The sequence below is a fragment of the Kribbella pratensis genome (assembly GCF_004365355.1).
Taxonomy (GTDB): domain Bacteria; phylum Actinomycetota; class Actinomycetes; order Propionibacteriales; family Kribbellaceae; genus Kribbella.
On record NZ_SODP01000001.1, the window covers coordinates 655,581 to 682,561 of the forward strand.

The window sequence follows — 26,981 nt, forward strand, 5'->3', positions numbered from 1 at the left end:
GACCTCAACGCCACTCAAATTTGCGGGTCAGCGGGTGTCGAATTCGCGCCGACGGCTCCGACGTCGCCGGTGAAACTCATCGCGAGGAGGCTGGAATGAACTTGCCCGAGGTCGTGTCCCGGGAGGACTGGCTGGCCGCACGGGTCGCGCTGCTGGCCGAGGAGAAGGCGTTCACGAAGCAGCGGGATGCGCTCAACACGCGGCGCCGCGAGCTGCCGATGGTGCTCGTCGACAAGCCGTACGCGTTCACCGGTGACGGCGGGCCGGCCGGTCTGCTGGAGCTGTTCGAAGGGCGGGACCAGCTGGTCGTGTACCACATCATGTACCAGCCCGAGTGGGACGCGGCGTGCCCGAACTGCACCGGGTTCGTCGACGACATCGGCTCCCAGCGGGGGCTGCAGGACGCGAACACGACGTTCGCGCTGGTGTCGCGGGCGCCGTACGAGAAGCTGGCGGCGTACAAGGCCGATCGCGGGTGGGAGTATCCGTGGTACTCGTCGTACGGGAGCGACTTCAACTACGACTACCATGTGACGCTCGACGAGTCGGTGATGCCGTTCTCGTACAACTACCGCTCGAAGGCCGACTGGGACCTGCGCCCCGAGGCCGACTTCATCCAGACGGACCAGCCCTTCGACCTCCACGGCCTGAGCTGCTTCCTCCGGGTGGGCGAGCAGGTCTACCACACCTACTCGACCTATGGCCGCGGCCCGGACGCCATGACTTTCACCGTCACCGCCCTCGACATGACAGCCCTGGGCCGTCAGGAGCCCTGGGAGAAACCAGCCGGCCGATCCGTCGACGCTGCGGACGACCACTGCCACTGACAACTGCGCTCGGGGTTTGGGGGAACGGGTCGGTCTGTAAGCCGGATTCTGTGGTGGCGATCATCCATCTACGGTGACCGTTGCCGGGCACCTCCAGCGGCCTACCCGCGAGCTCGGGCGGGCCGCCCTCGAACGCTCGCGCGGACGCCGGTTGCCCGGCGCCCTTCTTGGCCTTGCTCCACGTGGGGTTTACCTAGCCTCCGCAGTCACCTGCGGAGCTGGTGGTCTCTTACACCACCGTTTCACCCTCACCCGCACTCCCATGAACCACGGGGTTCATCGGAGCCGCTGGCGGTCTGTTCTCTGTGGCACTGTCCCGCGGGTTACCCCGGGTGGGCGTTACCCACCACGCTGCCCTGTGGAGTCCGGACTTTCCTCGGCGTCCCGTTAAGGACGACGCGATCGCCCGACCGACCCGTTCCGTCACCTCAGGATACGGCCTCCGCGGACACCTCGGGCCACAGGCCGTCGGCGCCCCGCTCGTACGGGCGTACGTCGACCACCGCGTCCAGGTTCAACGGCCCGTAGATGTGCGGGAAGCTCATCCCGGTCCCGTCCAGGTCCTCGTCGCACAGTGCGGACACCAGCCGGCCGGTGTCGATCACCAGGAGGCACAGCGGCTGCTCCACGTCGTCGTACGCGAAGTTGGCCACCATCGCGACCTGTTCGGGCCGGGACGCGTGGATGAACGTGGCGCCGTCGTCGAGGCTCTTGCCGCGGGTCGACCACCGGTAGCACCCGGCCTCGCGCGCAGCCTCCCACTGGTCCACGAACGCGATATGCAGAATCGTCGCCATAAACCCAACGCTAGCGCTCGCTACGGTGGATTAGGGTGCTCGACATGGCGAACGAGGAGCAGTCGGGGACCGGATCCAGCCCGGAGACGAGCACGGAATCCAGCACGGGGACGAAGCCTGCGAAGCCGGTCGACGACCTGGTGACGTCGCAGCACACGGTGACGGTCGACGGGCAGGAGTTGCGGTACACGGCGACGACCGGGCGGATCGTGCTGCGCGAGGAGGTGTACGCCGACGGCAAGTTCGAGGGGCTGAAGCCGAAGGCGGAGGTGTTCCTCACGGCGTACACGCTGGACGACGCCGATGCCGCGGATCGGCCGGTGACGTTCGCGTTCAACGGCGGGCCCGGTTCGTCGAGCATCTGGCTGCACCTCGGGCTGCTCGGCCCACGTCGCGTGGTCTCCGGTGATGTCGGTGAGCTCGCGCCCCCGCCGTACTCCATCGTCGACAACGAAGAGACGCTGCTCAAGTACAGCGACGTCGTGTTCATCGACCCGGTGTCGACCGGGTTCTCGCGCGCTGTCGAGGGGGAGAAGCCGGGGGACTACCACGGGTTCACCCGCGACCTGGAGTCGGTCGGCGAGGTGATCCGGCTGTGGACTTCGCGGAACGGGCGATGGATGTCGCCGAAGTTCCTGGCCGGCGAGTCGTACGGGACGACGCGCGCGGCCGGGCTGGCCGCGCATCTGCAGCAGCGGTACGGGATGTACCTGAACGGCGTGATGCTGATCTCGGTCGTGCTGGAGTTCGGCACGCTCGACTTCACGCCGGGCAACGATCTGCCGTACACGCTGTTCCTCCCGACGTACGCCGCGATCGCGCACTACCACGGTCTCGTGCCGGACCAGACGCTCGAGGAACTGCTCGCGGACGCGGAGCGGTTCGCAGCCGGGCGGTACCCGAATGCGCTTGCCCAGGGCAACCGGATCCCGGCGGACTACCGCGCCGAGGTCGTCACCCGGCTGGCCGCGCTGACCGGTCTCAGCGAGGACTACATCGACCGCGTGAACCTGCGGATCGAGCACATGCGATTCTTCGGCGAGCTGCTGCGCTCCCGCCGCCAAACCGTCGGCCGCATCGACGGACGCTTCACCGGCTGGAACGCCGACTATGGCTCAGAGACTCCCGAGCGCGACCCGTCGATGAACGCGATCACCGGCCCGTACGCCGCGGCGCTCAACCACTACGTCCGCGTCGAGCTCGGCTACGAGAACGACCTGCCGTACGAGGTGCTGAACATGGACGCGGCGAAGAACTGGTCGTTCAAGGAGTTCGAGGGCCAGCAGATCATGGTCGCCGACAAACTCGCCGAGGCGATGCGCGTCAACCCGCACCTCAAGGTGTACGTCGCCTCCGGACACTACGACGGCGCAACCCCGTACTTCGCCACCGAGCACACCCTGGCCCGCCTCCAGATCCCCACCGAACTAACCCCCAACATCGAAACCAAGTACTACCCCGCCGGCCACATGATGTACATCCACGAAGACTCCCGCGTCCAACAGTCCGCCGACCTGGGCGCCTTCATCACCAACGCCTCCAACCGATGATCCTCATCCGCCACGAGTCGATGAGGGCAACCCTCCTGCTCTCGCCCTCTATCGGGATCTGGGCTTCCGCGGCGTGTGAGTTGTTCGTCTGTGGATAGCTAGATCGCCTTGAAAATAAGGGGATTCAGCTTTGAAAACTGTCGGAGGGCGTGCCTATCGTTGGGGGTATGGAACCTCTGGGTGAGCGGCCGGTCTGGTCGATGAGCGACAGCGAGCTGCTGCCGACCATCGACCAAGTCGACGCTGCGGTCACGCAGCTGTTGACCTACCGTCTGCAGTTGATCGCTCGGGTCGATGAGGTCGGTCTGGCCTCGGAGCTCGGTGCCCGCGACACCGCCGAGCTACTTGCCATCCGCCACCGCATCGACCGCCGGGACGTCCATCGCGACGTCAAGCTCTCACGCAGTCTGCCGAAGTACGACGCCGTTGCGACAGCTCTCACCGACCAGACCCGGCCACTGCGGCCGGCCCAGGCGAGCGTGATCGTCACCGCGCTGGAGCGAGTCAGGTCCCGAGTTCCGGTGGAAGACCTCGATGTCGCGGAAGAACAGTTGGTCAACCTGGCAAGGCTGTTGTCGCCAGGCGAGCTGGCCAAGGCGGCGCGGCAGATCTGTGACCTGTTGGACTCCGACGGTCCCGAGCCCGATGAGAACGCTGCGTATGCCCGCGAATCGCTGACCCTGGTCGAGGCCGAGAACGGCGTGAAGTTCCGCGGCTACCTCGCCAACGAGAACGCCGAGCTGCTCCGATCCCGCATCCACGCCGCCGCCCGCCCCCACAAGACCGCAGACGGTAAGCTCGACCCACGCTCCCGCGAGCAACGCCAAGCCGACGCCCTCACAGCCACGCTGACCATCGCCGCAGCGGCCGCCGAGAGCGGCTTCAAGCCACCCGCCGCTGAGACGTGTCCCACGGACGCCGGCGCCGCAAACCTTCCGCCGATCCGTCCAGCAGACGACGTGGCCACGAACGCTGCCGCGCATGACAGCGTCACGCCTGACAGCGTCACGCCTGACAGCGCCGCGCAGGACGGCGCCGCGCAGGACGGCGCCGCGCAGGACGGCGCCGCGCAGGACGGCGCCGCGCAGGACGGCGCCGCGCATCGTGCGGATCGTTGGGTGCCTGGGTTCGGGGCGAAGGCGAACATCACCGTCACGATCGACTTCGAGGACCTGAAGTCGTCCCTTGCCGACGCGACCGGGGAAGTCGTGTACGGCGATGGGCTGTCGGCCGCGGCGATCCGTCGGTTGGCGTGCGACGCGAAGGTCATCCCGCTGGTGCTCGGATCCAACTCCGAGCCTCTCGACGTCGGGCGGGCCGAACGCCTGGTGACACGGGCGATGCGTCGCGCCTTGAACGTTCGCGACAAGGGTTGCGTGGTGTGTGGCGCCCCGCCGATCCATTGCGACGCGCACCATCTCCGATCGTGGATCGACGGCGGTGAGACCGCGATCCACAACCTGGTGCTGCTCTGCCGGGCACACCATAGAGCCCTCCACGCCGGCTACTGGATCATCAGCATCATCGACGGACAGGTCCAGGTATCCCGGCCAAGCTGGGCCGACCCACCGCCCCAACCAAGCTCAACCGTGTCAGCCCTCCTCGCGGCAACCGCTCCCGCGCGGCCGGACACCTGTGCCTCTGCTGCGCCTGTGAAGCCCAACCGGCGTGCGAGTCGGGGCGCCGAGCAGCGCTCTGCCCAGCGCTCGAGCCGATGGTCGGCCGACGAGCCGAAGATGCAGGAAGCAACCCGCTTCGCCGTCTGGGGCAATCCGTCAACTGATCCACCGCCAACACCACTCCACGCCACCGTGCCAGCTGAGGACTTCTCAGCGGTACGACGGCCGGCGCCTGCCGCGGTGGGACCTACCGCCGAATTCCGGTAGGGCATGCCGTTGGCCGCGTCCCAGCGCCGAGCGGACCAGTCCTCACGAACAAGGTGGGCGCAGTCATTGCCGAGGTGAAGAACACCGACCGTGAGGCTGGCTGGTGAATGACGGCTGGTCGAAGGCAGGCTGCCGTTCGCGTCTCGCGCCGCGTAGGTGCCGGTGACGGCCGCTGGCCGCGGCGTGGTGGTTCTCGGCGCGGCGACCTAGGGGTAGAGGCAGAAACCTGTGCAGCTGCGGTGCTCGACGACTTGTAGAAGTCGTTGGCGGTCTCTGTCACGATGTCTACCCGCAGAGCGCCAGTCAGGGGAGTGGGGTACTCGATGAGTTGGCGGGCTGATGCCTCGGCGGCGGTGGTCGTGGTGGACCGCCATCATCAAGCGGTACGCCGCGACGTGCCCGTCGCTCAGAAATAAGCGAAGCCGATCACCTGGGCTGCGTCGACGGCGACCACGCTCGTAACACTAGGCGCCGTCAGAAAAGCGTGCCGCGCGATCAGAACCGCGTGCGCGCGATCCAGGTCAGCGCCAAGCTCGGCCAGCCCTCGGCGTTCGCAGAGAGCCACGATGCCCGTGAGATCAACGGGATCGTACTGCGTGACGTTCACGGCAGGGTGAGTACTTCGGCGCCGGTGTCGGTGACGACCAGCGTGTGCTCGAACTGCGCAGTACGCGACTTGTCCTTGGTGGTGGCGGTCCAGCCGTCGTCCCACAGGTCGTAGTCGTACGTGCCCAGGGTCAGCATCGGCTCGATCGTGAAGGTCATGCCGGGCTCGATGACGTCGTCGAAGCGTTCGTCGTCGTAGTGCGGGATGATCAGGCCGGAGTGGAACGACGTGGAGATGCCGTGGCCGGTGAAGTCGCGGACCACGCCGTACCCGAAGCGCTTCGCGTAGGACTCGATCACGCGGCCGATGATGCTGACCTGCCGACCGGGCTTCACCGCCTTGATGCCGCGGTTCAGCGCCTCCAGCGTGCGCTCGACCAGCAGCCGGCTCTCCTCGTCGACATCGCCGACCAGGAACGTCGCGTTGGTGTCACCGTGCACACCGTCGAGGTACGCCGTGATGTCGACGTTGACGATGTCGCCGTTCTCCAGCGGACGATCGTCGGGGATGCCATGGCAGATGACTTCGTTGACCGACGTGCACAGCGACTTCGGGTACCCACGGTAGCCGAGCGTCGACGGGTAGGCGCTGCGCTCGATCAGGTACTCGTGGCCGACCGCGTCCAGCTCGTCGGTCGTCACACCCGGCTTCGCCGCCGCACCGACCGCCTGCAACGCCTGCGCGGCGAGCTTGCTCGCGACCCGCATCTTCTCGACCAGCTCGGGCGACGTCACGTACGAACCGTCGAACGGCGTCGGCGCCGGCTTGTCGACGTACTCCGGGCGCGGGATGGAGGCGGGGACGGCGCGGCGCGGCGAGATCTTGCCAGGAGTGAGGATCGACATGGTGAGATCATTCTATTCAGCTGCGACAAGACTCCCAGGAGGTGGTCATCCAGATGAGCGACGATCACAGCAACGAGTGGTACTACAACACCAAGACCGGCAAGGTCGAGCCGTACTCCGGTGCGAAGTCGGCCGATCGGCTGGGCCCGTACAGCTCTCCCGAGGAAGCCGCCCGCGCACTCGAGAAGGTCCAGGAACGCAACGAGGCCTGGGAGAACGACCCGAAGTGGGAAGACGACTGAAACGGTCGCACCGATCACATGCCGAGGGGCACCACCGAACCGGTGGTGCCCCTCAGGTTTGTAGCGGACGTCGCGCGAGTGCGGACGTCCGGATCAGCGGGCTACCCGCCGGGCCGCGGTCTTACGAGCCGGGGCCTTCTTCGCCGCGGTCTTGCGGACCGCGGTCTTCTTCGCCGCGACGCGCTTCGCGGGCGCCTTCTTGGCAGCGGTCTTCGCCGGTGCCTTCTTGGCGGCAACCTTCGTGGCGGCGGTAGCGCGCTTCACCGGGGCCTTCTTCGCAGCCGTCTTCCGCGCGACGGTCTTCTTCGCCGCCGTCGTCGTCTTCTTGGCGGCGGTCGTGCGCTTGGCCGTCGTCTTCTTCGCTGCCGTCGTGGTCTTCTTGGCAGCAGTCGCGCGCTTCGCCGGCGCCTTCTTCGCAACGGTCTTGCGGGCCGTGACCTTCTTCGCCGGGGCCTTCTTCGCGACAGCCTTCGTGGCGGTGGTGGTCTTCTTGGCCGGCGCCTTCTTCGCCACCGTCTTAGCGGCGGTCTTCTTGGCCGCACTCACCTTCTTCGTCGCTGTCTTCTTTGCTGCGCTGACCTTACGCGCGGTTGTCGTCCGCGTCGCCGGGGCCTTCTTCGCGACAGTCTTCTTGGCGGGAGAAGCCTTTTTGGCTGTCGCCTTCCCTGCGGCTGCCTTCTTGGCTGGCACTCTGCCTCCTTGGTGCGGCTGAGGAAAACCACGGTGGATTCCTCGTCGTCCTGATGATGACAACACTTGTGCGCCACGTAAAGCACCCGAAACGTCTACAGGTTAAGGCGAACTGGCGGCAAAGAGCGGCCTAAATGCCGAAAATCCTTGTGCAGAAGGGATTCCGCCGTGCGGTGAGCATGCCGGATTGGCCCAAGAATTTCTTGGCGACACGCGGCAGAATCTGCCGTGAAGTGCCCCGATCGGTGAGTGTTGTCCTCGGCAACGTCCTGCGAAGGTGAGGTGCAACAGCGACATGTTCAGCGTCTACGACGACCTCCACAACACCGTCGAACTGCCCCGCGACGTACGTCGTGTGGTCAGCATCGTGCCGTCGTTGACCGAGTCGATCGCGGTCACGCATCGGTCGTTGATCGTTGGTGCGACCGACTGGTGTACGCATCCCGCGGACCTCGATGTCGTCCGTGTTCGCGGCACCAAGAATCCCGATGTCGATCGCATCCGCGAACTCGTGCCGGACGTCGTCGTCGCGAACGCCGAAGAGAATCGCAGCGCCGATCTCGACGCTTTGCGAGCGCACGGAATCGCGGTCTGGGTGACCGCGCCGACGACAGTGCCCGAATCACTGGACTCGCTCGAACGCATGCTGTCCGCGATCACCGGCGACGTGCCGTCGTGGGTGCGCGAAGCGCGTGCGGTCTGGACCACGCCGTACGACGGAGTTCGCCGGCGGGCGGTGATACCGGTCTGGCGGCGGCCGTGGATGGCGTTGGGACGGGACACGTTCGCGGGCGACCTACTGTCCCGGATCGGTATCGACAACGTGCTTTCAGAATCCGGCGAGCGTTATCCGCGGTTCGATCCGGACGCGTTACCGGAGTACGACGTCGTGGTGCTTCCGGACGAGCCTTATGCCTTTTCCCCGACCGACGGTCCGGAGGCGTTCGCGAAACCCGCACGCTGTATCTCCGGGCGCCATCTCACCTGGTACGGGCCGTCGCTCGTCGAGGCGCGGGAGGTGCTGAACGCACAGTTGGCGTGATGTTCGCTACGACAGCCCGCTACGGCAGCCCGCCACGACAGCCCGCTAGGACGCTCGCCGCAAGGTGATCGCGTCGGCCGCCTGGCGAAGGAGAGCGGGGATCGTCACGTGCGCGGCCTGGCCGGTCGCTTCGAGGTCGTCGCCGTACCACCAGCCGTGCTTGCTGATGGTCTGCAGCTCGAGCTCCTCCTGGTTCACGAACGTCACGTCGACGCGGTCGACCGCGACCGCGAAGAAGGTCTGGTGCTGGATGATCTGGCATCCGCCCCACTCGAACTCGATCGTGTTCGTCGCGACCGGCGTACCGAGCGCGTCGGAGGGCAGCACGATGCCGACCTCTTCGCGCAGCTCACGGCTGGCTGCCTCGCCGACGGTCTCGCCGGCTTCGACGCCGCCGCCGATCGTGAACCAGTACGGCGTCTGCGGTTTCAGCGGATCCCAGCCGTGCAGCAGCAGCACCTTGCCGTCCGGACGCACCGGCAGCACGCGGGCCGTCGTACGGCGTCGGACCGTTCCTGGTGGTGGCAGCTGAGATTGGCTCACACCACAAAACGGTAAGGGACGCGCCGTGTTGTGTGTCGGGCCCCGCGGCGCGTCTCACGTGGTTGCCAAAAGCCCATGAGCCGATCTCGGCTTGCAGGTGACGGGTCATCGGTGGTTGAGGAAGGAGAAAAAGAAGGTGGTGAGAGGATCGATGGCATGGCGAGTATCGGTCTTGGGCTGGCGGCGTTGGGTCGTCCGGGGTACATCAACCTCGGGCACGACGAGGATCTCGCGCCGGGACGGGCGGTCGAGGACCTTCGGGTTCGCACCCACGAGTTGCTCGAGCAGGCTTGGCAGGCCGGTGTTCGGTACTTCGACGCCGCGCGTTCGTACGGTCTTGCCGAAGAGTTCCTCGGCGAATGGCTGACGCCGGAGCGTCGTACGCACCTCACGATCGGGTCGAAGTGGGGCTACACGTACGTCGGTGATTGGCGGCCCGACGCGGACACGCACGAGGTGAAGAGCCACGACCTCGCCACGTTCGAACGGCAATGGCCGGAGACCCTTCAAGCTCTGGGTGGACCGCCGGACATCTACCTCGTCCACAGCCTGACCACCGACAGCCCGGCGCTCGACGACAAGCGTTTGCTCGACCGTCTGCGCGAACTCACCGACTCCGGTGTTCGCGTCGGACTGTCCACGAGCGGCCCACGCCAGGCCGAGACGCTCCGCAAAGCAGTCGACCTCGGTACGCCGTTCTCCGCCGTACAAGCGACCTGGAACGTGCTGGAGCCCTCCGCCGGCCCCGCTCTGGCCGAGGCTCACGACGCAGGCTGGTTCGTCGTCGTGAAGGAGGCGGTCGCGAACGGGCGCCTCACCAGCCGTGCCGGCGAGACGCCCTTCAACGAGTTTGCGCACCAGCGCGGCATTACTCCTGACGCGTTGGCGATCGGTGCAGCCATGGCTCAACCGTGGGCGGACATCGTCCTCAGTGGAGCCACGACTGCTTCCCAACTGGCGAGCAACCTCGCCTATCGCGTTGACGGACCGTTGACCGAGTTCACCCAGCAGCCCGAGGAGTACTGGACCGAACGCTCGGCCCTACCGTGGATCTGAGCTGCTCGCGAAGCGCCGCCGTGGCACCGCTCGACTTTGCTGTCGCGGCCAGCGCGGCGTCCGGCTGCGGAGCCGGCACCGGCGGGCACTTGACGTCGGACTGGTTACCCGGTCGGCGAGCCGGCAGCGCACCCGTCTGCAGGTAGGCCACGATGCGGTCATCGGTGCACGCCACACCGGACAGCGAACCGGCGTGCGTCGTACCGCCGACGCCCTCGATCAGCACCGAGTGCGGGAACGTCTTGCGGGTCTGCAAGGCGCCCGAGTACGGCGTTGCCGCGTCGAGAGTCTCGTTGATCAGTAGCGCGCTCTGGACATGACGGCCGTCGACCTTCACCGGATGGCCGGCCTTCGCGGGCCAGAAGGCGCACGGGGCGTTGAACCACGCGTTGTTCCAGGTCAGGAACGGCGCCTTGGCGTAGACGCGCCAGTTGTCACGACGCCAGGTGTTCCAGTTGGTCGGCCACTTCGCGTCGGTACAGGACACTCCTAGGTAAACGGCGTACCCGTTGTCGTCGAACGGCGGGGAGCCGTACAGGGCGACCAGGGGAGCGGCGTTACGGTCGTGGACCCACGCCGCGAAGGCACTCGCGATGTCCACCCAGCCGTACACGTAGTACGCCGCCTGGGTGAAGATGTCGTTCCACTCGTCCGGCCCGATCTTGCCGTCCGCGGGATGGCGGATGAGTTTGTACATTTCGGCGTAGTACCGCAGTTCGACGGTGCGCTCGGTGGTGCCGAGATGCCAGACGGAGTTGTGCGCGGCGACGTACGCGAAGAACACCTTCACGCTCTTGTTGAAGGCGAAGTCCTGGTCGAGGTTGGCCTTGTACCAGACGCGGGTCGCGTTCACGACGCCGTCGAAGATGACGCGACGGAAGCGGTTCGGGTACAGCGTGCCGTACACCTGTCCGAGGTACGTGCCGTACGAGAAGCCGTAGTAGTTGATCTGCGGTGCGCCGAGAGCCTTGCGGATGCTCTCCATGTCGCGGACGGAGTCGAGCGTGGTCAGGTGACCGAGCAGCGCGTGCTGCGCGCTGTTGCAGGCCTTCGCGTAGGCCTTCGACCGGTTGATCCAGATCTGCTCGAGTTTCGGTGTCACCGGGACGTAGAACGGACGGTCGTAACCGGCGTAGTCCGGGATACAGCTCAGAGCCGGCTGGCTCGAACCGACACCGCGCGGATCGAAGCCGATCCAGTCGTACGCGTCGCCGGCGCCGTTCGGCACGAACTCACCGAAGATCGCGTAGATCAATCCGGAACCACCTGGTCCGCCCGGGTTCACCAGCATCGGACCCTGCGCCTGTGAATCCGGTGTCTTGTGCATCACCCGCGACACCGCGAGCTTGATCTTCGTTCCGTTCGGGTGGTCGTAGTCCAGCGGTACCACGACGAACCCGCATTGCGCGTTCCGCTTGGCGAGCGTGGCACTTGCGCACGCGCCCCATTGGATCGGCGGTGGCGTGTAGCTGGCCGGCTTATGGCCGGTCGAACCGGACGGTACTGCGCTCGCGGCCGGAATGGAGCTGATGACCCCACCTACCAGTGCGAGCGAGACGCCTGCGGCAACAATCAATCGACGAATTCTCATCGGGCCTCCCCTTTTGCCGCAAACATCGTGAACCCGCGAAACCTGGGGGAACAAGGGTTCGCGGGGGTATCCGGAGAGCTACCCGGAGAGCACGATGAGTTGCCTAGAAGGTGTGTTCGTCTCCCGGGAAGGCGCCCGATGCGACCTCCGACGCGTACGTCGACGCCGCGGTGGAGAGGATGCCGCGCAGGTCGGCGTACTGCTTGACGAAGCGCGGAATGCTGCCTGAGCGGAGCCCGGCCATGTCCTGCCAGACGAGGACCTGCGCGTCGGTGTCGCGACCCGCGCCGATGCCGATGGTCGGGATCGGGACGCGTTTGGTGATCTCCGCGGCGACATCGCCCGGCACCATTTCGAGGACCACCGAGAACGCACCGGCTTCGGCCAGCGCGACGGCGTCGTCGATCAGACCAGCGGCCTGATCGCCGCGACCCTGTACGCGGTACCCACCGATGCTGTGCTCGCTCTGCGGCGTGAAGCCGATGTGCGCCATCACCGGGATGCCCGACTGCGTGAGCTTCTCGACCATCGGCACCATGTTCCGGCCGCCTTCGAGCTTGACCGCGTGCACGCCGGCTTCCTTCATGAACCGCACGGCCGTGTGGAACGCCTGCTCCGGGGACGCCTGGTACGAACCGAAGGGAAGGTCCGCGACGACGAGGGCACGCTCCACCGCGCCCGCGACCGCACGTGCCAACGGGATCAACTCGTCGACGGTGACGCGGAGCGTCGTCTCGTAGCCGAACACGTTGTTCGCGGCCGAGTCGCCGACGAGCAGCACCGGAATCCCCGCCTGGTCGAAGATCTCGGCGGTGTACTGGTCGTACGCCGTCAGCATCGCCCACTTCTCGCCGCGGTTCTTGAAGTCGCGCAGATGGTGGACGCGGTACCGCCGCGGTCGCTTGCTCGCATCGGTCGAACCGCCCGGCGCCGGTTGGTTGCCGCCGGCCGCGGACGGCCCTTCGGTTCCGGCAGCCGTGCTCGCCGACACCTGCGCGCGACGCGCGGCCCGATGCGTGGAGACCGGCTCGGCCGGAATCTGGCTCGGTGCATCCTGCTGCACGTTCGCCCGCCGACGGGCACCAACCGGCCGTTGCCCGTCGGTCTCCTCGCTCACCGGCGCGTTGCTCTCGTACTCCGCACTCGGGTCGGACAAGTATCCGTTGCCCTGCTCCTGCCGCGGGGCGTCGTCGCGTCGAACGACCTGCTCCTGCCGCGCGGCGTCGTCCTGGCGCGGCGCGAACTCCTGCCGGGCCCGCTCGTCGCGCCGTGGCGCTTGCTCCTGCCGCAGTGCCTGCTCCTGTGCCGGCGGCTGCTCCTGGCGGGAGGCCCGCTCTTGTTCCTGCCTGGCCAGTTGGGCTTGCAGCGCAGCGAATTCCTGCCGGGCCCGCTGCTCGTGCGAGGGCACCTGCTCGGGACGTGGCTGCTCCTGGCGTGGCGGCTCGAGGCGCTGTGGCGGCTCCTGCGCAGCATGATCCTGCGCGGGCGGGGCCTGACGCGGCTGCTGCTGCGGACCAAGACCGTTGCTCAACCCGTTACTCAACCCATTGCTGGTCGCGTGCCCGTTGCTCTGGGCCGGCGGCGGTGCAGGAGCCGGCTGCGGCGCCGGACTGCTCCAGTTCGCACTGCCGTTGGACGCTTGCGGCGGCCGTGGTGTCACACCGTTGCTCGACTGCGGCGGAGCCGGCGGCCGCGGTGCCTGCTGACCAGGCTGACCGGGCTGAGCAGGCTGGCCCTGCGGCGCCCGTACGCCGTTGCTCCCCGGACCGAATGGACTAGGCCGCCCCTGCTGCGGCGGGGGTGGTGGCTGCTGCGCGGGTGGCTGCGGGCGGAACGGACTCTCGCCCTGGTACCCGGGCCGCTCGTACGACTCGTCCCGCGATTCCCCGTAGTACTCGGGCCGCTCGGGACGCTGCGGCGGTTGCTGCCGCGGCTGGTGCTGTGACGGCGGCGGCGCGCTCGGCAGGTACGGCGGCTTCGGGACGTACGGCTGCTGCGGCACCGGTCCGCGCTCGTAGGTCCGCGGTGCGTTCGGCAGCGACGGCGACGGGTCGAGACCGAGTCCGGAACCGCCGGAGCCACGGTCCCGCCAGGTGTCGTTGTCGTAATCCGAGCGGCGGTGTTCCTCGGTTGTCCGATTCTTCGGTCCGGTCCCGTACGGCGAGGGCAACTCCTCGTCGTCGTCCTGGGTACCGGCCGACAGGAAGTTGTCAACCATGCCGCCATCGTCCCATCGTTGCGGAGGGTGAGCGCCACCGGCTGACGGTGAGCGATCGCTCACATCGTCCGGGTAGGTGTCGCGGGGCAGGCCGGAGCGGTCGTGGGTCTCGTCCGACGAGCCCCACGGGGAATCTTGGGATGGGCGGTACCGCCAGGAGTCGCTCAGTGCTCGGCTGCCTTTCGTGCGTCCTCACGCCATGCATTCGTGATCGGCAACCGGCGGTCCCGGCCGAAGGCCTTGTGGGTCAGCTTCGGGCCCGGTGGGTACTGCCGGCGCTTGTACTCCGCGCGGTCGACGAGCTGGATCACCTTCGTGACCAGCTCCGGGTCGAACCCGGCAGCGACGAGTTCCGCACTGCCGCGGTCCTGCTCGACGTAGTCGTCCAGCATGTCGTCGAGCAGGTCGTACGGCGGCAGCGAGTCGGTGTCCTGCTGCCCCGGGCGAAGCTCGGCGGACGGGGGTTTGGCGATCGCGTTCTCCGGGATCGGGGGATGTTGCCCCTTCTCCTTGGCGTCCGCGTTGCGCCACTTCGCGAGCCGCCAGACGAGCGTCTTCGGCAGATCCTTCAACGGTGCGTACCCGCCGACCGCGTCGCCGTAGATGGTGGAATAGCCGACGGACAACTCCGACTTGTTGCCGCAGGCAAGTACCAGGTGGCCGTCGGCGTTCGACAGGCCCATCCAGACCACCGCGCGGACGCGCGCCTGCAGGTTCTCCTCGGCCAGGCCGGTCAGGCCGAGCGTGTCGAGGAACGGCTGCACCATCGGCTGGATCGGCACGACGCGGTAGTTCAGGCCGGTGCGCGCGGCGAGCTCGGCGGCGTCGTCCTTGGAGTGGTCACTGGAGTAGATGCTCGGGTTGGAGATCCCGAAGACGTGCTCGGCGCCGATCGCGTCGCAGGCGATCGCGGCGACCAGCGACGAGTCGATGCCGCCGGACAATCCGAGCAGGACGGACTTGAAGCCGTTCTTCTGGACGTAGTCGCGCAGGCCCGTCACGATCGCGGCGTACATCTCGGCCTCGTCGGACAGCTGCGGCGCGATCACCGGCTCCATCGCGTCGTACGCCTCGACCGGGTCCTCGTGCAGGACGGTGTGGACGATCTCGATGCCTTCGTAGGTGCCCTCCGGCGTACCGGACGGGGCCGGGAGGTCCAGATCGACGATCATGCTGCCCTGCTCGAACTGCGGGGCGCGGGCGAACACCTTGCCGTCGGCATCGGCAACCAGCGAGTCGCCGTCGAAGACGAGCTCGTCCTGCCCGCCGACGAGGTTCACGTACGCGAGTGCGCAGCCGGCCTCGCGGGCACGACGCCGTACCAGGTCGCCGCGAAGGTCGTCCTTGTTGGCCTCGTACGGCGAGCTGTTGATCACGAGCAGGAGACCGGCGCCCGCCTCGTGGGTGACCGCGGCCGGGCCGCCGTCCTGCCAGAGGTCCTCGCAGATCACCAGCGCGACGTCGATGCCGTGGATCCGGATCACCTGGAGGGTGTTGCCGGGAACGAAGTGCCGGAACTCGTCGAAGACGCCATAGTTCGGCAGGTGGTGCTTCACCGCGCTGGTGACGACCCGGCCCTGGTGGATCACAGCGGCGGAGTTGGTGGGGGAGCCCTTCGGCCGGCCGAGCCGGTCGACGCCCATCGCCGTACCGCTGGCTCGGTCGAGGTACCCGACGACCACGACGATGTCCCCGAGCCCCTCGTCGGCGAGCCGCTGCGCCAGGTCGTGGATCCGGCTCTGCGACGCATCCACGAACGACGCCCGCAGCGCCAGATCCTCCACCGGGTAGCCGGTCAGCCCGAGCTCGGGAAAGGCCACCACATGCGCACCTTGCTCGACCGCGTTGCGGGTCCACGCGACGATCTTGTCGGCGTTCCCAGCAATGTCACCCACGGTCACATTCAGCTGAGCAAGAGCAACTCGGAGTTGAGGCACGGGAGCACATTACTGGGTCCCCCCGCTCATCCCCACGCCCCTCACCAACCTCTTACGTACGCCGAATGAATGCACCGACCCGAACAAGGTTCCCACTCAACGAATCCATCGCATCCAGCGTCAGCCGTTCGCGGTCCAACTGGGGGTACTCACTCCGCATCCGCTCGACGTGATCCCACCCCACCTCGTGCCATCCGGGAATCCCACGCCGCCGCCCCTCGACCCGCCGCCGATGCTCGCCCTCGTCGCTGCAGACGCACTCCACGAGGCGCAGGCGGGCGTCGAACTCCGCGGCCAATTCCTCCCACCGGCCGGCGATTTCGTCATTTACCAGACAGTCGACGATCGCCGACTGCCCGAGCATCAACTGCCGTTTGATCAGAGTGCCGAGCAGGTCGTAGTACATCGCGAGGAACGCCGGCCGCTCGAGTCCGCGCAGTACGCCGTGGGGCCGGAGCGCCCCTAGCAGCCAGTCGCCGGCGAAAGCAGGTACTGCGGTGTCCGTCGCCAGCGCTTCGGCCAGCGTCGACTTACCCGTGCCCGGGAGGCCGGTGAAGGCGATGATCTGCTTCATAGCGGCGACGCTACTGAGGTGCGGGCGATGAGGAGGGGGGTGAGTGTGGTCCAGCCGAGGGATTCGTAGAGGGGGCGGCCCTGGGGGGAGGCTGAGAGGTAGGCGGTGGGGGTGGGGGTGGATTGGGCCAGGGCGGTCATGAGGGCTTTGGCGAGGCCTCGGTGGCGGTGGGCGGGGGCGGTGGTGATGAGGTCGGCGACGGCGCCGGTGTGGAGGACGGCCATGCGGCCGGTGGCGGCGATTTCGCCGTACCCGCAGATCTGGGCGTCGATGATGGACGGGGTCACTGAGATCTCGAGGCTGTACGGCGCGGGCACGGGGTACGACGCCTGATCCGCCAGGCTGATCGTCATCAGCCATTCGGTGCGGAGCGCCTCGAGGGGCTTGAGGTTGGCGGCGAGGCGGGCCGGGTTGTCGGTGGTGATCGCCAGCCAGGATGTGCCGGGTGGATGGCAGTCGGTCAGGGCGAGATGCGCGGCGGCGCGCGCGTTCGCTTCCGTCGTGACGTACTCGACCCGTCGCTCCGGTTCGCCGACGCGTACGACGGTGACGTCGTCGACCTGCTGGTAGTCGGTCCACCCGCGCGACGCGGACCATCCGCGCTGCCAGCGGGTCAGGGCTTCCTCGTGCACCCGCCTATGGAACAGCGACGAAGGTTCACGTCCGAAGGAACTTTGGATGGACGCGGCACCGGCCCGGCGCGCATTGACTGGTGCCATGAGCACCCCAGCCGGACCGACCGGGCTGAGCGAGCGCGCCCTCGGCCCGGACCTCGCGCGCGGATTCATGCTGCTGTTCATCGCCCTCGCCAACTCGCACTACTTCGTCTACAGCGACCGCGTCTTCGGCGGTTTCCCGACCGACGGCTCGGCACCCGATCGCGTCGTCGGCCTGCTGATCTCGACCTTTGTCGACGGCCGCGCGTTCCCGATGTTCGGTGTGCTCTTCGGGTACGGCGTCGCGCAGATCGTCCGCCGTCAACGCGAATCCGGCAAGGACTGGTGGCCGATCCGCAAACTGCTCTGGCGGCGCGCTCTCGTCCTGATCGTGCTCGGTTTCCTGCACGCGATGCTGCTCTACATCGGCGACATCCTCGCGGCGTACGGCGTCCTTCTGTTCCTCGGCGTCTGGGCCTTGCGGTGGAAGGACCGCTGGCTGTTCATCGTCGCCGCGTTCGTCCTCATCCTCACCTCGCTGCCGAGCGAGGACTCGCTCGCGACCTCCTCCGACGCCGCCGATCCGGCGATGCTCCCGCCGCACTTCCTCGGCCAGTTCGCCGACCGCATCGTCGTACAACCGTCCATCGCCGGCCTCGGCTGGATCGGGTTCGTCACGCCCTTCCTGATCGGCGTCTGGGCCGGCCGCCGCCGCATCCTCGAACGGCCGGCGCAGCACCTCACCCTGCTCCGTACGACGGCACTCGTCGGCCTCACGATCGCCGTCGTCGGCGCACTCCCGGTCTCGCTGGTCGTCGGCGGCGTACTGACCCGACCGAGCGACCACGCGCTGAGCGTCCTCGGTCCGTTGCACGACGCAACGGGCGTCTTCGGCGGCTTCGGGTACGCCGCGCTGATCGTCCTGATCGCGCGCAGAGTGGGCGATCGCCAGGGCCCGGTCTCCCTGGCGATCGCAGCTGTCGGACAACGCTCGCTGACGTGCTACCTGTCCCAATCGGTCGTGTGGGCCGTCGCGTTCACGCCGTACCTGCTCGACCTGTCGCGCACACTCACCACAACCACGACGGCACTTCTCGCCGTCACGACCTGGCTGGCGACCGTGCTGCTGGCCGACCGGATGCGGCGGGCGAACTACCGCGGGCCGTTCGAGCTCCTGATCCGACGGATCACTTATCAACCGAGGAGAACAGCGGCCACCCTGTCGCGCAACTCGGGCAACCGCGCATAGAACACGTCACCCGGGCACTGCGTCGTGTTGTAGTCCCGGTGCCCGACGATCGCGACATGCGGATCGAGGCCGTACTTCGTGCACAACCACGCGCACGTCAGCACGGACATGTCGAACAACGCGACCGTCACGTTCTCGGTGACGTAGATGCCCTCGTGCTCGATGCCGATTGTGTGGCTGTTCTGGTTCGCGGTCTGCGCGCCGAGCACGTTCTGGCCGTTGTTGATCGCCGACAACGACTTGCTCCGCCCCTCCATCAGGAATCCGCCGCGGCTGATCGTGAGCTGGTTGCCGATGTCGATCCAGCCGTTGGTGTCCATGTGCAGGTCCTGGATCCAGTGCTGGACCGAGTACGCCGCCGCGAGTGAGTAGTCCGTGACGTTCGGGCTCGCGGTGTGGTGGATGACGATGTGGTCGGGCTTGCCGATCACCTGGGTCGCCGACTTGGGCGGGCGCGCCGACCACTCGGTCCGCGTGTAACAGCGCGGCGCCGGGGCGGCGAGCGCTGTTGTGGGCATGGCTCCGGCCAGGGCGCCGCCGAGCAGTACGCCGCCGGCGCTCGCGCCGAGCAACGTCCGCCGGGAGACCCGGGCGCGTTGGATATTTTCTGGGGCGGTCATGCAGTAGAAAATTCCCTACGAAGAAGGCCTCCAAACCGGAATGATCTAATGACGTGGTGACACAGAGTCAGGAGGACCGGCAAACCCCTGCCGTCGTGCGTTCGGGCCCGGTCGGCAAGGGTTTGCGGGTCCTTGTCGCCGTGGTCGGCATCGGTCTGCTGATCAACGGATCGGTGCGCGCATCCGACGACGCGTGGCCGTTCGGGCCGATGTCGCAGTACGCGATGTCGGTCCCCGACGACGCCAAGATCGACTACACCCGGATCAGCGCGCTCACGGATGCCGGTACGACGGTCGACGTACCGCTGAACATCGAGGGCGCCGGGGTCGCCCGGGCCGAGATCGAGGCGCGGACCGGCGAGATCGTGAAGGACCCGTCGCTCCTGCAGCAGGTCGCGGACGGGTGGGCGCGCAAACATCCTGACCAGCCGAAGTACGTGAAGCTCGAGCTGATCCGCGACACCACCCAGCTGGTCAAGGGCCGGGTCGAAGGACCGCCGACGTCCCAAGTGCTGGCGACCTGGGAGGTGCGCAAGTGAAGGTGGTCAACTGGTTCACGCCGGCGATCGCCTTGGCGCGGATCGCGTGGTTGCGGACGGTCCTGTACCTGTTCGTCATCCTCGACATGCACGCATTCGTCCGCGACACCCGCGACAAGGGCGAGCATCCGGGTCTGTACCAGCCGTTGCTGCTGGCCCGGTTGCTGGATCTTCCGAAGCCGTCGGTCGCCAACACGACCGCGCTGTACGTCGTGCTGATCGTCGCCTGCCTGATCGGCGCGACGAACTACTTCCCGCGGGGCGCCGGCTGGATCGTCGCGCCGGCGTTCACCTGGTGGGTCCTGATCGGGATGAGTGACGGCAAGGTCGACCACGACCACCTCGCGCTGGTGATCGCGCTGTGGGTCCTCCCGACCGTCGGCGGTGCCCGGCGCGGCCTCGCGTCGTACGGCGATCAGACGCGGTCCGAGGCAGCCGGATGGGCGATCCGGTGCGTGCAGATCTGCGTGATCGCGACGTACTTCCTGTCCTCGATCGCGAAACTGCGCAGTGCCGGATGGGCGCTGACGTGGCCCGGGAGCGCCGTCCTGACCTGGGCGATCGTGCGGCGGCCGCACCCGGTCGGGGAGTGGCTGCTGAACTATCCGTGGGTGCTGCACGTGATGCAGTGGGTCGGGATCATCGGGGAGTTCTGTTCGCCGGTGATCCTGTGGCTCAAGGGGCGGTGGCAGTTGTTCGGGGCCCTGTTCTTCCTCGGGTTCCACGCGGCGAACACGGCGATCCTGCTGATCCACTTCCTGCCGACGGTGGTCTGCTGGCTCGCGTTCGCTCCGCTGGAGCGGATCGTGCCGTGGTTCCAGGCCCGCCGAGCCAAGGCCCGCTCAGCCGAGGTCGGCTCAGCCGAGGCCGGCTCAGCCGAGGCCGGCTCAGCCGAGGCCGGTTCAGACGACGCCGGAGAGACCGAACACGAGGCCGAACAGGGCCGGGAGGCCGAGCAGCAGGCCGGCGCGTAGGCGGAAACGGCGGCCGCCGGGTCCCGGAGTACGGACGATGCGGGACAGCACGGCACCGGCGTACCCGAAGACCAGGGCGGCGAGCAGGATCTGCGTGGTCGGCAGACTGTCCGCGTCGTGATGGGTCAGGCCGAGCGTCACCAGGCCGGGGCAGCAGAACGCGCACATCCCGAACCCGAGCTCCGGAACCGGCAGCCAGCGGCGGCCGAGCACGTCCCGTTCGGCGGGTCGCTTCCGGCGCAGCGACTGGATGAATCGCGCGGTACTGATGATGAGGTCGCTGAGGCAGAGGACCGCGGCGACGATGAGCGCCGCATGGAAGATCGTCTGCACGGGAACACGCTAGGCCCCTGAGCATGCCTGTGTCCGCCTGGGCACGTAACGTCTGCTTAACAGAGGCGGGGCACACTGTGAGAAGTTCCGGACTTGGGTGAGAGGTGGACTGATGGACAAGCAGCAGGAGTTCGTGCTGCGCGCGCTGGAGGAGCGCGACGTACGTTTCGTGCGGCTCTGGTTCACCGACGTACTCGGGTTCCTGAAGTCGGTGGCCGTGGCGCCGGCGGAGCTGGAGAGCGCGTTCGCCGAGGGGCTCGGGTTCGACGGGTCGGCGATCGAGGGGTTCGCCCGGGTGACCGAGGCCGACATGCTGGCCAAGCCGGACCCGTCGACGTTCCAGATCCTGCCCTGGCGGGGCGAGACCATGGGTACGGCGCGGATGTTCTGCGACATCAACATGCCGGACGGCTCGGCGTCGTTCGCCGACCCGCGGCATGTGCTGAAGCGGACGCTGTCGAAGGCGGCCGATCTGGGGTTCACGTTCTACACGCATCCCGAGATCGAGTTCTACCTGTTCAGGTCGCTCACCGGAGCGCCTGGTACGACGCCTGAGCCGGTCGACTCGTCGGGGTACTTTGACCACACGCCGCAGGGGATCGGCAACGACTTCCGTCGCGAGGCGATCACGATGCTCGAGTCGATGGGTATCTCGGTCGAGTTCAGCCACCACGAGGGCGGGCCGGGTCAGCAGGAGATCGACCTGCGGTACGCCGACGCGCTGTCGACCGCCGACAACATCATGACGTTCCGCGTCGTGGTGAAGGAGGTGGCGCTGTCGCAGGGCATCTACGCCTCGTTCATGCCGAAGCCGCTGTCGGATCAGCCGGGATCCGGGATGCATACGCATATGTCGCTGTTCGAGGGCGACCGGAACGCGTTCTTCGAGGGCGGCGCGCAGTACCAGCTGTCGAAGACCGGGCGTGCGTTCATTGCCGGGTTGCTGCGGCACGCGGGTGAGATCACCGCGGTGACCAACCAGTGGGTGAACTCTTATAAGCGGTTGGCCGTGGGGGACGAGGCGCCGTCGTTCGTCTCGTGGGGTCATAACAACCGGTCGGCGCTGGTGCGCGTGCCGATGTACAAGCCGCACAAGGGACAGTCGTCGCGGGTCGAGTTCCGGTCGTTGGACTCGGCGGCCAACCCTTATCTGGCTTTTGCTTTGATGCTTGCTGCTGGTCTGAAGGGGATCGAGGAGGGCTACGAGCTGCCGGCTGAGGTCGAGGACGACATCTGGTCGTTGACGTCGCGCGAACGCAAGGCCCTCGGGATCAAGCCCCTCCCCGGCAGCCTCGCCGAAGCCATCAGCGCGATGGAAGACAGCGAGTTGGTCGCCGAAACCCTCGGCGAACACGTCTTCGACTTCTTCCTCCGCAACAAACGCGCCGAATGGCAGGACTACCGCCGCCAAGTAACCCCCTTCGAACTGAACAAGCTCCTGCCTGTCCTCTGACGGCTGTTCGTCGAGTCGTGGAGTTTGGCTCTGAGATCTCGCCTCTATCCACGACTCGCGGTTCCGCCAGGCAGCTATTTGCCACGAGTCGGTGAGCGAGGTCTCAGCCGTCGACCTTGAAGGGGTCGTGTTCGGTGAGGAGTTTGTCCAGGCGGGCTTGGTCTACTCGGGTGGTTACTTCGGAGAGTTCTTGGCGATCGCGGACTACCTTGCAGAGGACGACGGTTGACGTGACGACGTACAGCAGGCCGAGGGCCAGGAATGCTCGCACCCACGGTTGGGCCGGCAGGTAGATCAGGCCGACGGTCATCGCTGTGAGCGAGATGCCGAAGGATGCGACTGCCTGCGCGTAGAACGCCGCGGTCTGCTGGGGCTGAATGCTTTTGCTCATGCCGGAATCGTCGACCACCCGAACCCACCCCACATCAGCAAAATCACTCAGGTCCGGAGTCACCGGCCGTCAGCCGATCAGGACTTCTTGGATGGTGGTTGGCTGGGTGGTTGAGAGGTGGTTGAGGACGGCGGTGCCGGCGGTGAGCTTGCCGATGATCGTCGACGTGGGCGGGAGGGTGGCGTCGAGGCCGAGAATGAAGAAGGTGGCGGTGTTGCCGAGGACCGGAGTGTTGCTGAGGGCAACGATCCCGCGGGGGTAGGTTTCGTGGCCGGTTAGTTCGGGGGTGAAGTGGTAGCCGGGCCGGCCGGCGCCGCACTCGAGGATCGCCCGGGTGTGGCGCGGGCACGGGGTCTGGTTGTAGAAGCGCTTGACCGCCAGGTACGTGAAGCTGTGGACCGCGCACGGCGCCGTGCTGCGGTCCAGCGTGAGGACCAGGTCGCCGTGGTTCGTGCGGATGGTCACCTTGACCAGGCCTATCGTCGGCGCGAGCGAGTACGGCGGACGCCCGGTCTCACCGGGCACTCGCTCGTAGTGGCAGCTCTTGAAGAATGCGGCGGCCTGGGCGCGGGCGGCCCAGCCTTCGACGACGAGCGCGATGGCGGCGACCAGCAGGACGGCGACGACCCGTTTCCAGTGACGCATAGTTCCGAAGGTAACACTGAGTGTGCAGAATGCAACAGAGTGTGTTCAGACTCCGGCGGGCTGTGGTGGTGCGTCGTCGGAGGCGTGCTTCGAGGTCCAGCGCGATGCCGCCGTCGAGTGCCGGTACGGCGGTTCAGCCGCCAGCGGCGCATCCGCACCGGCGTCGCGAACCGGCTCGACGACCGGGATGATCGGCGTACCATCCGGAGCCAGCGCGTGCACCTCTTCGACCGTGAGCAGCCCGACCGGGCGGACGCCTTCGGTGATGATCACGATGCAGCCGGGGATCACCTGCTGGGCGCGATTTCTCTTGCCCGGAACGAGAATCCCCTCGGCCGGCGTACGCCAGGCCCCCGGCGCGAACCGGCGCAGCGCGATCCCGGCCTGGCCGTCGTCCGGCGTTCGGGGTGGGAGGTACGCCGTCGCGGTGTAGTCGTAGTCGTAATCCGGCTCCGGCGGACCTGACACTCGCCCGCCCTGCTGGGGTGTCAGCCAGAGCACCGTCCCGCGCACCGCGAGCGACCCCGTCATCATGACCATGAGAAGCCATCATGCCGACTACTGAGCGAATCCGCTACACGACACCGTGTATTCCTCGCGATCTTCCCGCGATCCAGCTGAGACTTTGTGAACACGCCAACCATTGTGCGCCTCCGGCAACGGTCGAGGGGTGCCCAAGGAGCCTCGCGATGGGAGGTTGGATAGGTTGTGAGGGTGGCTGAGGGTCGGAGAGGGTCGTGGGAGGGACGGCTGGTCCGGCTCGGGTTCGAGGACCCGCAGCGGGCGGCGGGGATGCTCGAGGAGCTGGACGCGCTCGACTCGCACAGTCCGATGGCCACCGAGCAGCTGATCACCACGCTGGGTGAGTCGGCCGATCCGGACCTCGCGCTGCACGGGCTGTGCGGGATGGCGGAGGCGCTGCACCGGCACGCGTACGACGTGGCCGCGTTCGCGCGCACGCTCGAGATGGACGAGGGTTTCCGCCGTCGCCTCATCTACGTGCTCGGCGCGAGCGAGGCGCTCGGCCGGCATCTCGCCGTCCATCCGCGCCACTGGTACGACCTCGCCGATCCGGCTCTGGCCAGTGCCCACCCGTCGATCGAGGACGTCGCCGCCAAGCTCGCCACCGCGGTCGAGGCGGACAACCCGGTCGACGCGCTGCGGGTCGAGTACCGTCGCCTGCTGCTCAGGGTGGCCGCGCGTGATCTCGCCGAGGGCCTGCTCGTCGACGAGGTCGCCGCCGTACTCGCGGATCTGGCCGGCGGAGCGCTCGAGACCGCGCTGCACATCGCCCGCAACGAGTACTTCGCCGCGCACCCGGGCGCCGCCGACTGCCGGCTCGCGATCATTGCCATGGGCAAGTGCGGCGGCCGGGAGCTCAACTACGTCAGCGATGTCGACGTGCTGTTCGTCGCGGAGCCGCACGAGGGCGAGGCCGAACTGCCCGCGCTGAAGACCGCGACCCAGCTCGCCGCGGCCACGATGCGGATCTGTTCGGCGCACACCGGCGAGGGCACGCTCTGGCCGGTCGACGCCGCGCTCCGCCCGGAGGGCAAGTCCGGTCCACTCGTCCGCACCCTCGACAGCCACCTGGCGTACTACCAGCGCTGGGCCAAGACGTGGGAGTTCCAGGCGCTGCTCAAGGCTCGTCCGGTCGCGGGCGATGCGGCGCTCGGCCGGGAGTACTCCGAGAGGATCGGCAGCCTCGCCTGGTCCGCGGCCGACCGCGAGGGCTTCGTCGACGACGTGCAGGCGATGCGCCGCCGCGTCATCGACCACCTCCCGGCCGCGGACGTCGATCGCCAGCTGAAGCTCGGCCCCGGCGGGCTGCGGGACGTCGAGTTCGCAGTACAGCTCCTCCAGCTCGTCCACGGGCGCAGTGACGAGTCGGTCCGCAGCGGTACGACGCTCGTCGCGCTCGAGTCCCTCACCACCGGCGGGTACGTCGGACGCACCGATGGCGCCGTACTCGCCGATGCGTACCGCTTCCTGCGCTCGATGGAGCACCGCATCCAGCTGTACCGCCTGCGCCGTACCCATCACGTCCCCGACGACGAAGCGGACCTGCGCCGCCTCGGCCGCTCACTCGGCTTCACGAAGAACCCGGTCAAGGACCTGACCGCAGCCTGGAAGAAGCATGCGCTCGAAGTACGGCGGCTGCACGAGAAGCTCTTCTACCGACCGCTGCTCGCCGCCGTCGCGCGCATCCCAGGGGTTGAGGTACGCCTGACGCCGGAGGCGGCCAAGCAGCGGCTGACCGCGCTCGGGTACGCCGATCCCGCGTCGGCGCTGCGGCACATCGAGGCGCTGTCCGAGGGGGTGTCGCGGCGTTCGTCGATCCAGAAGGCGTTGCTGCCCGCGATGCTCGGCTGGTTCGCCGAATCACCGGATCCGGACGCCGGCCTGCTCGCGTTCCGCACGATCTCCGACGCGCTCGGCTCGACACCGTGGTATCTGCGCCAGCTCCGCGACGAGGGCGCATCGGCCGAACGCCTTGCGCATCTCCTGGCCAGCGGCCGGTACGCCGTCGACCTGCTGCAGCGCGCGCCCGAGGCAACCGCGATGCTCGCCGACGAGCGCGAGCTGACACCGCGAACCCAGGACGCGCTGCTGGCCGAGATGTCCGCGGCCGCCCGTCGGCAGGACACGCCGGAGGCTGCGGTACAGGCGATCCGGGCAGTCCGCCGACGGGAGCTGTTCCGCATCGCGGCGGCCGATCTGTCCGGACTCGTCGACGTCGAGAGCGTCGGTGAGGCGCTGACGGTTATCGCGGTCGGAACGCTGACCACCGCGCTCGAGGTCGCGCGGCGAGCCGTCGCACAGCGCCTCTTGCCAGAGGGCGAGCCGGAGCCGACGCGGATGTCGATCGTCGCGATGGGTCGGTTCGGCGGGCACGAGCTCGGTTACGGCAGCGACGCCGACGTGATGTTCGTCCACGACCCGTTGCCGGGCGCGGACGAGAAGGCGGCGACGGACTTCGCGACGCAGGCCGCGAGCGAGCTGCGCCGCCTGCTGGCGTTGCCGGGTACGGATCCGGCGGTCGTGGTCGACGCGGACCTGCGGCCGGAGGGTCGGCAAGGACCGCTGGTGCGGACGCTCGCGTCGTACGCCTCGTACTACGCCAGATGGTCGGCGGTCTGGGAGGCGCAAGCCCTGCTGCGGGCCGACCCGCTGTGTGGCGACGCCGACCTCTGCCAGTCCTTCCGCGAGCTGATCGATCCGCTGCGCTACCCGGAGAACGGGATCAGCGAACGCGACGTGATGGAGATCCGCCGCATCAAGGCCCGCGTCGACGCCGAACGGCTCCCGCGCGGGGCCGATCCGGCCACTCACACGAAGCTCGGGCGAGGCGGTCTCGCCGACATCGAATGGACCGTCCAGCTCCTCCAGCTCCGCGAGGCGCATCGCGTTCCCACTCTCCGTACGACGCGCACGCTCGGAGCGCTCTACGCCGGCGTGGACGCCAACCTCGTCGACCCGACCGAGGCCGACACGCTCCGCGCCGCGTGGGAGATGGCGACCCGCATCCGCAACGCGATCATGCTCGTCCGCGGCCGCCCGAGCGACTCGCTGCCCCGGGACCCGCGCGACCTCGCCGCGGTCGCCCAGATCTGCGGCTACCCGCCCGGCGAATCCAGCCGCTTCTCCGACGACTACCTCCGCACCACCCGCCGGGCCCACAACACCGTGGCCCACCTCTTCTGGGACGACTAGGG

Annotated in this window: 26 protein-coding genes and 1 other RNA gene; 11 read left to right on the forward strand and 16 right to left on the reverse strand. The window is 67.8% G+C overall.

The annotated features are described in order from the left end of the window. Positions 1-95: 95 nt before the first annotated feature. Entirely contained in the window at positions 96-827 is a 732-nt protein-coding gene (locus EV653_RS03065; RefSeq protein ID WP_134097729.1) for a DUF899 domain-containing protein, read from the forward strand. Between the two features lie 21 nt (positions 828-848). Here the strand turns inward: EV653_RS03065 and rnpB are convergent. Continuing rightward, positions 849-1,245, reverse strand: an RNA gene (gene rnpB, locus EV653_RS03070) — RNase P RNA component class A. Between the two features lie 10 nt (positions 1,246-1,255). Continuing rightward, positions 1,256-1,624: a DUF952 domain-containing protein gene (locus EV653_RS03075; RefSeq protein WP_134097732.1), complete on the reverse strand. Its 369-nt coding sequence runs from the start codon at positions 1,622-1,624 to the stop codon at positions 1,256-1,258. Positions 1,625-1,668: 44 nt separating this feature from the next. Between EV653_RS03075 and EV653_RS03080 the strand changes: the two genes are divergently transcribed. Both EV653_RS03080 and EV653_RS41545 read left to right on the forward strand, forming a co-directional pair. Further along, the gene (locus EV653_RS03080) at positions 1,669-3,174 is read left to right on the forward strand and encodes a S10 family peptidase (RefSeq protein ID WP_134097734.1); all 1,506 of its coding nucleotides are present in this window, start codon (positions 1,669-1,671) and stop codon (positions 3,172-3,174) included. Positions 3,175-3,341: 167 nt separating this feature from the next. Then, positions 3,342-5,060, forward strand: coding sequence for an HNH endonuclease signature motif containing protein (locus EV653_RS41545; RefSeq protein WP_134097736.1), 1,719 nt, complete (start codon positions 3,342-3,344; stop codon positions 5,058-5,060). Positions 5,061-5,466: 406 nt separating this feature from the next. On the opposite strand, the gene EV653_RS03090 is transcribed toward EV653_RS41545, so the two are convergent. Together EV653_RS03090 and map are read right to left on the reverse strand one after the other, a co-directional pair. Beyond that, a complete protein-coding gene (locus EV653_RS03090) occupies positions 5,467-5,667 on the reverse strand; it encodes a hypothetical protein (RefSeq protein ID WP_134097738.1) in 201 nt (66 codons plus the stop codon). Beyond that, positions 5,664-6,512, reverse strand: a complete 849-nt coding sequence (gene map, locus EV653_RS03095; protein ID WP_134097740.1) for a type I methionyl aminopeptidase — start codon at positions 6,510-6,512, stop codon at positions 5,664-5,666. Before map ends, EV653_RS03090 begins: the two co-directional genes overlap by 4 nt. Before the next feature lie 53 nt (positions 6,513-6,565). Here map and EV653_RS03100 point away from each other — a divergent pair, with 53 nt between their 5' ends. Continuing rightward, positions 6,566-6,754 carry a hypothetical protein gene (locus tag EV653_RS03100; RefSeq protein ID WP_134097742.1) on the forward strand — a complete coding sequence of 63 codons (189 nt, stop codon included), beginning with the start codon at positions 6,566-6,568 and terminating at the stop codon, positions 6,752-6,754. A 93-nt stretch (positions 6,755-6,847) separates the two neighbouring features. Here the strand turns inward: EV653_RS03100 and EV653_RS03105 are convergent, their stop codons facing one another. After that, a complete protein-coding gene (locus EV653_RS03105) occupies positions 6,848-7,444 on the reverse strand; it encodes a histone H1 (RefSeq protein ID WP_134097744.1) in 597 nt (198 codons plus the stop codon). A gap of 295 nt (positions 7,445-7,739) precedes the next feature. Here EV653_RS03105 and EV653_RS03110 point away from each other — a divergent pair, with 295 nt between their 5' ends. Beyond that, complete coding sequence (locus tag EV653_RS03110) at positions 7,740-8,486, forward strand: helical backbone metal receptor (protein ID WP_134097746.1); 747 nt, start codon at positions 7,740-7,742, stop codon at positions 8,484-8,486. Positions 8,487-8,531: 45 nt separating this feature from the next. Here the strand turns inward: EV653_RS03110 and EV653_RS03115 are convergent, their stop codons facing one another. Next, on the reverse strand, positions 8,532-9,029 hold the full coding sequence (locus EV653_RS03115) for an NUDIX hydrolase (RefSeq protein WP_134097748.1): 498 nt from the start codon (positions 9,027-9,029) through the stop codon (positions 8,532-8,534). 156 nt (positions 9,030-9,185) lie between these two features. Here EV653_RS03115 and EV653_RS03120 point away from each other — a divergent pair, with 156 nt between their 5' ends. Continuing rightward, on the forward strand, positions 9,186-10,085 hold the full coding sequence (locus tag EV653_RS03120) for an aldo/keto reductase (RefSeq protein WP_134097750.1): 900 nt from the start codon (positions 9,186-9,188) through the stop codon (positions 10,083-10,085). Here the strand turns inward: EV653_RS03120 and EV653_RS03125 are convergent. The 5 genes from EV653_RS03125 to EV653_RS03145 all read right to left on the reverse strand — a co-directional run bounded on the left by EV653_RS03125 (position 10,030) and on the right by EV653_RS03145 (position 17,037). Next, positions 10,030-11,676: an alpha/beta fold hydrolase gene (locus tag EV653_RS03125; protein WP_134097752.1), complete on the reverse strand. Its 1,647-nt coding sequence runs from the start codon at positions 11,674-11,676 to the stop codon at positions 10,030-10,032. The genes EV653_RS03120 and EV653_RS03125 overlap by 56 nt on opposite strands. Positions 11,677-11,779: 103 nt before the next feature. Then, positions 11,780-13,894, reverse strand: coding sequence for a 3-methyl-2-oxobutanoate hydroxymethyltransferase (gene panB, locus EV653_RS42650; protein ID WP_238159525.1), 2,115 nt, complete (start codon positions 13,892-13,894; stop codon positions 11,780-11,782). A 164-nt stretch (positions 13,895-14,058) separates the two neighbouring features. Then, on the reverse strand, positions 14,059-15,831 hold the full coding sequence (locus EV653_RS03135; RefSeq protein ID WP_134097754.1) for an NAD+ synthase: 1,773 nt from the start codon (positions 15,829-15,831) through the stop codon (positions 14,059-14,061). A gap of 52 nt (positions 15,832-15,883) precedes the next feature. Continuing rightward, positions 15,884-16,405: an AAA family ATPase gene (locus EV653_RS03140; protein ID WP_134097756.1), complete on the reverse strand. Its 522-nt coding sequence runs from the start codon at positions 16,403-16,405 to the stop codon at positions 15,884-15,886. Continuing rightward, on the reverse strand, positions 16,402-17,037 hold the full coding sequence (locus tag EV653_RS03145; RefSeq protein ID WP_166679273.1) for a GNAT family N-acetyltransferase: 636 nt from the start codon (positions 17,035-17,037) through the stop codon (positions 16,402-16,404). The genes EV653_RS03140 and EV653_RS03145 overlap by 4 nt, the downstream gene beginning before the upstream one ends. 85 nt (positions 17,038-17,122) lie before the next feature. Between EV653_RS03145 and EV653_RS03150 the strand changes: the two genes are divergently transcribed. Continuing rightward, on the forward strand, positions 17,123-18,310 hold the full coding sequence (locus EV653_RS03150; RefSeq protein WP_238159527.1) for a DUF418 domain-containing protein: 1,188 nt from the start codon (positions 17,123-17,125) through the stop codon (positions 18,308-18,310). Here the strand turns inward: EV653_RS03150 and EV653_RS03155 are convergent. Then, a complete protein-coding gene (locus EV653_RS03155; protein ID WP_134097763.1) occupies positions 18,256-18,930 on the reverse strand; it encodes a peptidoglycan recognition protein family protein in 675 nt (224 codons plus the stop codon). The genes EV653_RS03150 and EV653_RS03155 overlap by 55 nt on opposite strands. A 56-nt stretch (positions 18,931-18,986) precedes the next feature. Here EV653_RS03155 and EV653_RS03160 point away from each other — a divergent pair, with 56 nt between their 5' ends. Both EV653_RS03160 and EV653_RS03165 read left to right on the forward strand, forming a co-directional pair. Next, the gene (locus tag EV653_RS03160) at positions 18,987-19,469 is read left to right on the forward strand and encodes a hypothetical protein (RefSeq protein ID WP_166679274.1); all 483 of its coding nucleotides are present in this window, start codon (positions 18,987-18,989) and stop codon (positions 19,467-19,469) included. Next, positions 19,466-20,443, forward strand: coding sequence for an HTTM domain-containing protein (locus tag EV653_RS03165; protein WP_238159528.1), 978 nt, complete (start codon positions 19,466-19,468; stop codon positions 20,441-20,443). The genes EV653_RS03160 and EV653_RS03165 overlap by 4 nt, the downstream gene beginning before the upstream one ends. Here EV653_RS03165 and EV653_RS03170 read toward each other — a convergent pair. Next, positions 20,372-20,776, reverse strand: a complete 405-nt coding sequence (locus EV653_RS03170) for a hypothetical protein (protein WP_134097767.1) — start codon at positions 20,774-20,776, stop codon at positions 20,372-20,374. The genes EV653_RS03165 and EV653_RS03170 overlap by 72 nt on opposite strands. A 112-nt stretch (positions 20,777-20,888) precedes the next feature. On the opposite strand from EV653_RS03170, the gene glnA reads away from it, so the two are divergent. Continuing rightward, positions 20,889-22,229, forward strand: coding sequence for a type I glutamate--ammonia ligase (gene glnA, locus EV653_RS03175; protein WP_134097769.1), 1,341 nt, complete (start codon positions 20,889-20,891; stop codon positions 22,227-22,229). A 103-nt stretch (positions 22,230-22,332) separates the two neighbouring features. On the opposite strand, the gene EV653_RS03180 is transcribed toward glnA, so the two are convergent. The 3 genes from EV653_RS03180 to EV653_RS03190 all read right to left on the reverse strand — a co-directional run bounded on the left by EV653_RS03180 (position 22,333) and on the right by EV653_RS03190 (position 23,805). Further along, positions 22,333-22,620, reverse strand: coding sequence for a YiaA/YiaB family inner membrane protein (locus tag EV653_RS03180; protein ID WP_134097771.1), 288 nt, complete (start codon positions 22,618-22,620; stop codon positions 22,333-22,335). A gap of 69 nt (positions 22,621-22,689) precedes the next feature. Beyond that, positions 22,690-23,265 carry a peptidylprolyl isomerase gene (locus EV653_RS03185; RefSeq protein ID WP_134097773.1) on the reverse strand — a complete coding sequence of 192 codons (576 nt, stop codon included), beginning with the start codon at positions 23,263-23,265 and terminating at the stop codon, positions 22,690-22,692. Between the two features lie 45 nt (positions 23,266-23,310). Further along, positions 23,311-23,805: a hypothetical protein gene (locus tag EV653_RS03190; protein WP_134097775.1), complete on the reverse strand. Its 495-nt coding sequence runs from the start codon at positions 23,803-23,805 to the stop codon at positions 23,311-23,313. 252 nt (positions 23,806-24,057) lie between these two features. Between EV653_RS03190 and EV653_RS03195 the strand changes: the two genes are divergently transcribed. Next, positions 24,058-26,979: a bifunctional [glutamine synthetase] adenylyltransferase/[glutamine synthetase]-adenylyl-L-tyrosine phosphorylase gene (locus EV653_RS03195; RefSeq protein ID WP_238159785.1), complete on the forward strand. Its 2,922-nt coding sequence runs from the start codon at positions 24,058-24,060 to the stop codon at positions 26,977-26,979. Positions 26,980-26,981: the final 2 nt, after the last annotated feature.